Below are 9,343 nucleotides of genomic sequence, written 5' to 3' on the forward strand. Positions count from 1 at the left end.
ACACTATTTTCCCTGATTTCCGTAAGATGAAGATTCTGTGATTACAGGAAATTAAGCACAAACCTAGAGCAACTAGTTAATCACTTTTCCTTTTTTAGCATCTTGGACTCCTCGGATGAGTTCTTCTAAGATAGCCAGCCATTCTTGTGCCTTTATGCCTTTAGTAGTGAGCACCATTTTCATTTTGGTACCCTCCATACCCAATCCAACTTTCCTTCCAAATTTGTTACAGGCTTGGAAAATCTTCTGACCATCTATATCACTGGTAGTTTTTTCCGTGGTGAGAATAGTGATGTCTTGTTTGGATTGTTTAATCATTTCAATACCAGTTTCGATTGCAAACACTTTAATTTGAGCAATCTGGAATAATAAACCTACTTCAGCTGGGTATTCACCAAAACGATCCACCAATTCTTCCTGTAGTTCCTCCAACTCTTCAATCGATGTGATACCCCTAAATCGTTTATACATTTCTATCTTCTGGTGTCCATCTGAAATATACGAATCAGGGATATATGCATCCACCTCCAAGTCTATTTCTAGCTTAGGCTTCGATTCAACCGGCTTATCTCCCATTTTTTCCTCAATTGCCTCTTTTAACATTTGAGAATATAGGTCAAAACCTACAGAGTCGATAAACCCGTGTTGTTCTGCTCCTAGAAGATTACCAGCTCCACGGATGGATAAATCACGCATAGCGATTTTGAATCCTGAGCCTAATTCAGTAAATTCTTTGATTGCTTGAAGCCTTTTTTCTGCTACTTCAGTAAGTACTTTATCTCTACGATGAGTAAAATAGGCGTATGCGACTCGGTTCGATCGACCTACACGGCCACGGAGCTGATAAAGCTGAGAAAGACCCATCTTGTCCGCATCATGAACAATCAACGTATTGACGTTAGGTATATCGACACCTGTTTCAATGATGGTTGTACTGACTAGTACGTCGAATTCACCTTCCATGAATGCCAGCATGACTGTCTCTAGCTCTTGCTCGGACATTTGACCGTGGGCGTATGTCACACGTGCATCCGGGACCAACATGGAAATTTCTTCTGCTTTTCTTGCTATATCTTCTACCCGGTTATACAAGAAGTAAACCTGGCCGTCACGAGCCAGTTCTCTTTCAATAGCCTCACGGACTAAACCTCCGTTGTATTCCATTACATACGTCTGAACCGGAAAACGATTTTCTGGTGGTGTTTCAATGACTGATAAGTCACGCACTCCAAGCATGGACATATGTAAGGTTCGTGGAATTGGTGTGGCTGTCAGGGTCAATACATCTACATTTGCCTTTAAATGCTTGATTTTTTCCTTATGTGTTACTCCAAATCGTTGTTCCTCATCGATGATTAATAATCCTAAATCACGATATACGACATCTTTGGATAAGAGACGATGTGTCCCCACTACAATATCGACTGTACCTGCTTTTATTCCTTTTATCGTCTCCGTTTGTTGCTTCTTCGATCTGAATCTACTTAAAAGTCCTATATTGATTGGATATTCCTGAAAACGTTCCCGAATCGTTTCGTAATGCTGCTGCGCAAGAATAGTAGTCGGAACTAGGAAAGCTACCTGTTTACCATCTGCAATAGCTTTAAAGGCAGCACGAATAGCCACTTCCGTTTTTCCATAACCTACGTCCCCACAAAGCAAGCGATCCATCGGTCTTTCGCGTTCCATATCATTCTTAATCTCGTGGATAGAGCGTAACTGGTCTTCGGTTTCTCTATATGGAAAAGCCGATTCAAATTCTCTTTGCATTTCCCCATCCGGTGAAAAGGCATGCCCTTTGGAAGCTTCACGCTCTGCATAAAGCTTAATCAAATCGTCTGCAATGTTCTGTACAGAAGATTGGACTTTGCTTTTCACACGCTTCCAGTCACTTCCACCCAATTTATAGAGTTTAGGTTCTTTTCCTTCAGATGCTACATACTTCTGTACCAGGTCAATTTGATCGACTGGAACATACAGTTGATCCGTTCCTTGATAGCGAATATTTAAATAATCTTTATGTATGCCATTGATTTCTAAAGTTTCTATTCCCAAATACTTCCCAATCCCATGGTTGACATGCACCACGAAATCACCAACTTTAAGCTCTGAATAACTTTTTATCCGTTCTGCATTTGATAGTTTCTGTCTACGTACTGATTTTTTAGGACGCTTATTAAATAATTCCTGTTCCGTTACTACAGCAAGCTTATGCATCGGTAACTCAAAACCACTTTGTAAGTGTCCTACTGTGATTTGTATTTTTCCAGGCAAGATCTCGCTTGATTTGTTCAGTTCTGCCGCTTCAATTTCATAATCTGCCAATACACTGCGTAGCTTGGATACGCGCTCTTCATCGACTCCAAGAACTACTACGGAAAACTTCCCTTTTTTCCATCTTTCCGTTTCGGTCTTGAACATGTTCAATTGACCGTGGAAATTTTGCATCTGCTTGCAAGTAAAATTAACAATGTTCTGTGGGCTCGTAAAAGGCACATGTCGTAAAAAAAGAGACATGTAAATATATTGGTGTCTGGACTTTGGAACTAAGTCTTGTAAATCGTGAGATATTTTCACATCATGGACAATGCTTCCTTCTGCAAGAAGGTTTGTATACCATTCTGCTTCTTCTTTTTCCAACGATTCCGCCATTTCTTGAATTCTACTGATCTCATCTAAGACTACGATTCCTTGAGTAGGTAAATAATCTAGTAAACTAGCTGGTTTTTCGTAAGCTAAACTTAAATATTTGTAAATTTGTTCAGGTCTTATTCCTGTGTTCAATTGCTCTAGCTCGTAACTGATATTTTGTACAAGTAGTTCTTTGGATTTGTCTGTTTTCAGCTTTTTCAAGCTTGCACTAAGGGATGCTTTTAACTGGTCAATAAGCATTGTGATATGACTGTGATCGAGCAATAATTCTGTTGCAGGACCAATTGAGACATTGCTCTTTTTTTCTATTGACTTTTGATCCTCTATAGAAAACGTCCGAATAGAATCAATCTCTGTATCGAACAATTCCATCCGGATTGGGTTTGACTCAGTTAAAGGATAGATATCTATGATTCCACCCCTCATACTAAATTCACCTGGAGAGGTGACCATATCGCCTCGATGATACCCCATTTGGATAAATTGGTTCAGTAATGATTCAGGGTCCACTTCGTCCCCCAGTGAAAAAGAAAGTTGATGTCTCATCCATACATCTTTTGGAGGCAATAATTTACGAAAACCTCCCATAGGGACTAGGACGATTCCTTTGTTATGTAATGACCAGTAATTTAACGCCTCAATTCGTTGAGAACGTAGCTCTGGACTGGCAATGCTTAACTCTGCAGCAATTAACTCATTTGCTGGATATATATAGACTTCGTCCTCATCAACAAAGGTTAGCAAGTCTTCATATAATTTTTGAGCTTGAAGTAGATTATACGTGACGACCAATATTGGTTTCTTTTTTTCTTTATAAAGGGAGGAAATTAATAAAGACCTTGAAGAGCCAGATAATCCTGCTACTAATTGCTCTTTTATTCCCCCGTCCAAGCCAGTCAAAATGGACTGGATATCATCGTTCCTTGTGAAAATATGGTTTAACCCGTTCATATGGACCCCCTCTTTTAAAACTTGGCAAGAGCGACTTCTTAAATTCAAGTTGCCTAGTTCCTGCTACTAGCCCCCTACTTGCGACCATAATAATTAACTTGCTAATATTTTTTATGATAGGTTTAGTCAGAAATGGAAAAATGCTTTGGACCTTGGTCCAAAGCTTTTGTTCCTATTGAATTAAATAATCGACACTATGTAAATCCGGATTTCGTTCGAAAGCTTCTTGGCAATCGGAACAAATAGATTTCACATGAATGTCCCCATTTGAGGTATATGTGATAAAGTCTTTTCTTTCCTCATCATTAAGCATGTGAAAACCGAGTTGATCCGAATTCACTATGCTTTGCTCAAGTTTTCCAAGACTTGTACCGCAATGCCTGCAAGAATAATGGAGAGCCATAGGAACCCCCTTTTTTGCATTTATTGCTTAGTATAAGCCGAAATCCATTCTTTTAATCATTGAGCTAAAGAACTTTAATATAACCTCGTTAACATGCTACTTTTTATAATATTATGACCCATTGTGTCCATTCATTACTTGTAAGAAAGGCAGCTTTAACCAGTCTTCACATGCCGCTTCACATTTCTTAATAACTTGTTCCATTTCGGCCCATTCTTCTTCTGTAAATCGCCCTAAAACATAGTTAGAGATTGGCATAGGATTAGAAGGACGACCAATCCCAATACGGATCCGATTGAACTCTTGAGTTCCAAGATGTGCAATCGTAGACTTAATTCCATTATGACCACCTGCACTACCTTTTTGTCGTAAGCGAATTTTTCCAACTGGCATATCTAAATCATCGTACAGAACCACAATGTTCTCTATATCTTCTTTAAAATAATCCAAGACTGCCCCAATACTTTCCCCTGAAAGGTTCATATAGGTTAATGGTTTTAAAAGCAATACCTTTTCACCATTCACGTGGCCAACCCCATAAATCCCTTTATGTTTGGCTTGATCGAGCTCAATACCCCAGTTCTTCGAAAGGGAGTCAATCACTTCAAACCCAATGTTATGTCTAGTTTTATCATATTGTTTACCTGGATTTCCTAAACCGATAATGATTTTCATCTTTACACCTCAATCATAACTTCCATTCTTACTTATTCATCAATAAAACGATATTTCCTTTATGTACCCTAAATATAAGTTCATTTTTGAAAAATAGCAAAGGCGTAACCCTTTGGCTACGCCTATTATAGCACGGCTCCTTCTTTGAAAAACCGTTTTGAGTGCTTAGTTATTCAATTGTTTATTGTTCGGAAGCTGGAGTTTCCCTTCCTTCCTCATGGTCAGGAACTCCTCCATCTTGCTGCTCTCCAGAATTAATCTCTTCTTCTTGTCTTGGAGGTAGGATAGATGCAATGGTTTCTGTTTCATCATGGTTGATTTCAACTTTATACTGGTTTTTGATGTCACCAACAGTTACGACTTCTCCAACTTGCAGTTTCGTCACGTCCACATCAATGGACTCTGGAATGTCACCAGGTTTTGCATTGATGGATAGTTCATGAAGGGATTGCTGTAATACCCCGCCATCTTTCACACCTGCTGAATCTCCTGTTAAGTTGATTCGAACGTTCGCAGTAATGTCAGCATTTAAATCTACAATAAAAAAGTCTGCATGGATAAACTCATTCTTCAAACAATCCTTTTGATAGTCCGTCAACATGACACTTTCTGATGAACCATTTACATCTAACTTAATAATTCCGTTTCTACCTACTTCTTTCATTGTTTTCGTTAATTCTAGACTATCTACGGAAATAGCTTTGCTTTCTTTTTTACTACCGTATATAACGGCAGGAACATGCCCTTTTTTTCTTAATTCACGTAATGAAGATCCATTTGACTTTGTTCTTTCTTGTGCTACTAATGCTGCTTGACCCATAATACGACACCTTCCTCTTTTACAATAAAATTGGAATACCCATACTATAAAAATTGCCCTATTATCACAGTATCTAAACATGAAGAAAATATTGGTAAAAGAGAAAAAGGAGCTCATTTTGGAGAAAACTGTTTTCCTAAAGTTTGTTTCATTATTAATGTAATTTAACTTAACTATCTGAGTTGATTGTAGCGGAGGGTGAGTACTTAAATCCTATGGGACGAAGAGGGAAGAGGGAAGACCCCACAGGAGGAAAATTTTGAGGAAGCTCCCTCCCTCCCCGAGGAAAGCAAAGGCCTCTCGCTGTAAGCAACGGCAAACTTATAGTCTAAAACAACAATTTATGCGACAAGACCCAAAGAAAAAGACTTGCCCTATTAGGCAAGCCTTTCGCAAATCAATCAAATAATGTACTTACAGATTGCTCTTCGTGGACGCGGATGATCGCTTCCCCGATTAAAGGAGCAACAGAAAGTTCTCTAATTTTCTCAATTTTCTTCTCTTCAGGTAAAGCAATGGAGTTGGTAACAACCAATTCTTTAATCTTAGAGTTTTGGATACGTTCGATTGCGGGACCAGATAATACTGGGTGAGTACAACAAGCGTATACTTCTTTTGCACCATTCTCAACTAGCGCATTGGCAGCTAGTGTGATTGTACCAGCAGTGTCAATAATGTCATCAATAAGAATAGCTGTCTTACCTTCAATGTTACCAACGATGTTCATTATTTCTGCTACATTTGGTCTTGGACGTCGTTTATCGATAATCGCAATAGGAGCTTTTAAACGATCAGCCATTTTACGGGCACGAGTAACCCCACCGTGGTCTGGTGAAACGATTACGATGTCGTTCAAGTCCTTATTCTTAAAGTAATCTGCCAAAATAGGAACACCCATTAAGTGGTCAATTAAGATATCAAAGAACCCTTGGATTTGTGGAGCATGTAAATCAAGTGTAATAACGCGCGTAGCCCCTGCAGTTTCTAATAGATTTGCTACTAGCTTAGCAGTGATTGGCTCACGAGCTCTAGCTTTTCGATCTTGACGCGCGTAACCATAGTATGGCATTACAATGTTGATTGTTTTAGCAGAAGCACGTTTCAAAGCATCGATCATGATCAATAATTCCATTAAGTTCTCGTTGACAGGAAGGCTTGTCGACTGGATTACAAACACGTCACAGCCACGAATGCTCTCTTCAATGTTAATTTGAATTTCCCCGTCAGCAAAACGCGTTACGGAACATTTCCCTAATTCTACACCAATCACTTTTGCGATTTCTTCCGCAAGTCCTGGATTGGAATTTAACGAGAAAAGCTTTAAATTAGGGTCTAAATACTGATTTGACATGATGAACCTCCAATGGTTTATTTATTAAATTTTAAATTTTTAACATAATCCTCTTTGTTCACTTGTCTTGCACGTGCAACAGCCAGGGCTTCTCCAGGAACGTCTGTAGTGATGGTAGAACCAGCTGCAATGTAAGCTCCATCTCCCACAGATACCGGAGCTACAAGGTTAGAATTACAACCTACAAATACCCCGTCTCCAATTTTGGTCAGATGCTTGTTCTTTCCATCATAGTTGACCGTAATCGAGCCACAGCCAATGTTGACATCCATTCCTACCTCAGCATCTCCTATATAACTTAAATGGGAAGCCTTGCTCCCTTTACCAAAGACAGCTTTTTTAATTTCGACAAAGTTGCCAATCTTCACTTCATCAGAAATTTGAGAAGCTGGTCTGATATGGGCAAAAGGTCCAATTGCGACATCAGAGCCAATTTCACTATCATGAGCAACAGATTGGCGAATCACAGTGCGTTCACCGATAACACAATTTTTAATTTCGGAATTAGGACCTATGATTGAATCGTTTCCAATTCTACTTCCGATACCAATTATAGATCCAGGATAGATAATGGTATCTGGCCCGATTACAACATCAGCCTCAATATACGTGTTATCAGGATCGATAATCGTAACACCATTTCTCATATGTTGTTCATTAATTCGGCGTTTCATCGTTCTTTCCGCTTGGGAAAGGGCCACTCGATCGTTGACTCCTAAAGTTTCTTCGAAATCGTCCGTTTGATAAGCCGATACGATTTCTCCTCTAGATTTCAAAATCTCTATCACATCAGGAAGATAATATTCACCTTGGACATTATCATTCGAAACGTTCTTCAATGCATCAAATAGAGCCTCATTATCAAAACAATATGTGCCTGTATTGATTTCTTTGACCCTTTTCTCTTCATCTGAAGCATCCTTATGCTCTACGACCTTTTCAACAAAGCCATCAGCATTTCTAATGATTCTTCCGTAACCTGTTGGGTCTTCTACGTAAGCCGTCAAAACTGAAGCCTTCGCGCCTTGCTCCTCATGTTGTCTAATCAACGCTTCCATCGTTTCTGCCTTGATTAATGGAGTGTCTCCACAGATAACAAGCGTAGTTCCTTTTTTACCTGCTAAAAGATCCTCAGCCTGCATTACAGCATGGGCCGTACCCAACTGTTGATCTTGTAATGCATACTTGCTTCTATTCCCAAGCTGAGATTGTACTTTTTCAGCTCCATGTCCAATAATCGTTACGATTTCTTCTATGTGAAGGGATGAAACATGGTCAATAACGTGCTGCACCATTGGCTTGCCGCATACTGAATGCAATACTTTATATAGTTTTGATTTCATTCGTGTCCCTTGTCCAGCAGCCAAGATTACTGCAAAGCGATTATTCATAACACGCCTCCGTTTACCTTTTTATCCATTTAAAAATATATCTTAAAAACAACAGCTTTTCAAGGAAACAAAGTGATGTACATATTTTTGTCAGAACAATGGATTTTTTTGGAGTGAGGAATTCGGTTTGAAGGTATTATATCCGAGTAATTTTTCAGAAAAATGTTTACATTTGTATTCTTTGGGTAAAAGAAAAAGAGCCGTACTATGAAGTAGGCTCCTGCTGTTGTATTAAGTATGACGTTTAATTAGGAAGCTCCTGCTTCTTCTAATTCAACTTCTTCGATACCTTCAAGTTCACCAAGGCGGTGGTACTCTGCCAATACTGCGTCTTGGATTTTACCACGGGTAGAAGAATTAATAGGGTGAGCAATGTCACGGAACTCTCCATCCGGAGTGCGCTTGCTTGGCATTGCTACAAAAAGGCCATTATTGCCGTCGATTACACGGATGTCATGTACAACAAACTCATTGTCTAAAGTAATAGAGGCAATGGCTCTCATACGACCTTCCGTATTCACGCGGCGTAATCTTACGTCAGTTACTTCCATTCTGTTCACCACCTTTTCGCTAAATAACAACTTGAGTAAATTAATTCAACAAAATCATTCCTATTTCCTTCTTTATAATGAAATAATTTCAAAAAATTTTTTAAAATATTCGAATAATATAAAATTTCCTGTTAAACCTTGAAATAGAGAGACTTCGATATTACTCCGGCTTGTGCTGAACTGGACTTTATCATTTTAAATAATCTTATAATAAATTGGGTTTTTTCCTATATGTGGACCCTACGTCGACTTGCTTTATAGAAAATAAAAACACCCGTGAAAATTCACCAACGGGTTCTCTTTTGGAGTGAAAAATGTAAAAAATCAACACAAATAGCATGCTAAATCGTACATGATTTAGCATGGTATTTTTTATTGGACTAACAACATTTATGGTATTTTAACTCGAGAATTAACACTGTAATTAGCATACCAATTACCAAAGTGAGAATAAATATTCTCATGTTGTTAGTTTATATGCTAAAACGGTTGTTAATACTTCGATAAATTTGATAGGAAACTCGGCTGTATTTATACTTCCTTAATTAA

At 38.6% G+C, this 9,343-nt stretch carries 7 protein-coding genes; all 7 read right to left on the bottom strand.

Features of this window, described 5'->3' with window-relative positions; translation table 11 throughout:
• Positions 1–72: 72 nt before the first annotated feature.
• A complete protein-coding gene (gene mfd / locus DBX25_RS17800) occupies positions 73–3,603 on the bottom strand; it encodes a transcription-repair coupling factor (RefSeq protein WP_108672126.1) in 3,531 nt (1,176 codons plus the stop codon).
• Between the two features lie 172 nt (positions 3,604–3,775).
• Positions 3,776–4,006, bottom strand: coding sequence for an anti-sigma-F factor Fin (locus DBX25_RS17805; RefSeq protein ID WP_108672127.1), 231 nt, complete (start codon positions 4,004–4,006; stop codon positions 3,776–3,778).
• 111 nt (positions 4,007–4,117) lie between these two features.
• Positions 4,118–4,681 carry an aminoacyl-tRNA hydrolase gene (gene pth / locus DBX25_RS17810; RefSeq protein ID WP_108672128.1) on the bottom strand — a complete coding sequence of 188 codons (564 nt, stop codon included), beginning with the start codon at positions 4,679–4,681 and terminating at the stop codon, positions 4,118–4,120.
• A 181-nt stretch (positions 4,682–4,862) separates the two neighbouring features.
• Complete coding sequence (locus DBX25_RS17815) at positions 4,863–5,501, bottom strand: 50S ribosomal protein L25/general stress protein Ctc (protein ID WP_108672129.1); 639 nt, start codon at positions 5,499–5,501, stop codon at positions 4,863–4,865.
• Between the two features lie 397 nt (positions 5,502–5,898).
• Complete coding sequence (locus DBX25_RS17820) at positions 5,899–6,852, bottom strand: ribose-phosphate diphosphokinase (RefSeq protein ID WP_108672130.1); 954 nt, start codon at positions 6,850–6,852, stop codon at positions 5,899–5,901.
• 17 nt (positions 6,853–6,869) lie between these two features.
• Positions 6,870–8,243: a bifunctional UDP-N-acetylglucosamine diphosphorylase/glucosamine-1-phosphate N-acetyltransferase GlmU gene (gene glmU / locus DBX25_RS17825; protein WP_108672131.1), complete on the bottom strand. Its 1,374-nt coding sequence runs from the start codon at positions 8,241–8,243 to the stop codon at positions 6,870–6,872.
• Positions 8,244–8,491: 248 nt separating this feature from the next.
• Complete coding sequence (spoVG, locus tag DBX25_RS17830) at positions 8,492–8,794, bottom strand: septation regulator SpoVG (protein WP_108672132.1); 303 nt, start codon at positions 8,792–8,794, stop codon at positions 8,492–8,494.
• Between the last annotated feature and the right edge of the window lie 549 nt (positions 8,795–9,343).

This window comes from Peribacillus acanthi, from assembly GCF_003073175.1.
GTDB classification, from domain to species: domain Bacteria; phylum Bacillota; class Bacilli; order Bacillales; family DSM-1321; genus Bacillus_BN; species Bacillus_BN acanthi.

Excerpts from the sequence above, each read along its gene's own strand:
- DBX25_RS17820 (WP_108672130.1), bottom strand. The coding sequence starts at position 6,852 with ATGTCAAATCAGTATTTAGACCCTAATTTAAAGCTTTTCTCGTTAAAT.
- glmU (WP_108672131.1), bottom strand. The coding sequence starts at position 8,243 with ATGAATAATCGCTTTGCAGTAATCTTGGCTGCTGGACAAGGGACACGA.
- DBX25_RS17805 (WP_108672127.1), bottom strand. The coding sequence starts at position 4,006 with ATGGCTCTCCATTATTCTTGCAGGCATTGCGGTACAAGTCTTGGAAAA.
- spoVG (WP_108672132.1), bottom strand. The coding sequence starts at position 8,794 with ATGGAAGTAACTGACGTAAGATTACGCCGCGTGAATACGGAAGGTCGT.
- DBX25_RS17815 (WP_108672129.1), bottom strand. The coding sequence starts at position 5,501 with ATGGGTCAAGCAGCATTAGTAGCACAAGAAAGAACAAAGTCAAATGGA.
- mfd (WP_108672126.1), bottom strand. The coding sequence starts at position 3,603 with ATGAACGGGTTAAACCATATTTTCACAAGGAACGATGATATCCAGTCC.
- pth (WP_108672128.1), bottom strand. The coding sequence starts at position 4,681 with ATGAAAATCATTATCGGTTTAGGAAATCCAGGTAAACAATATGATAAA.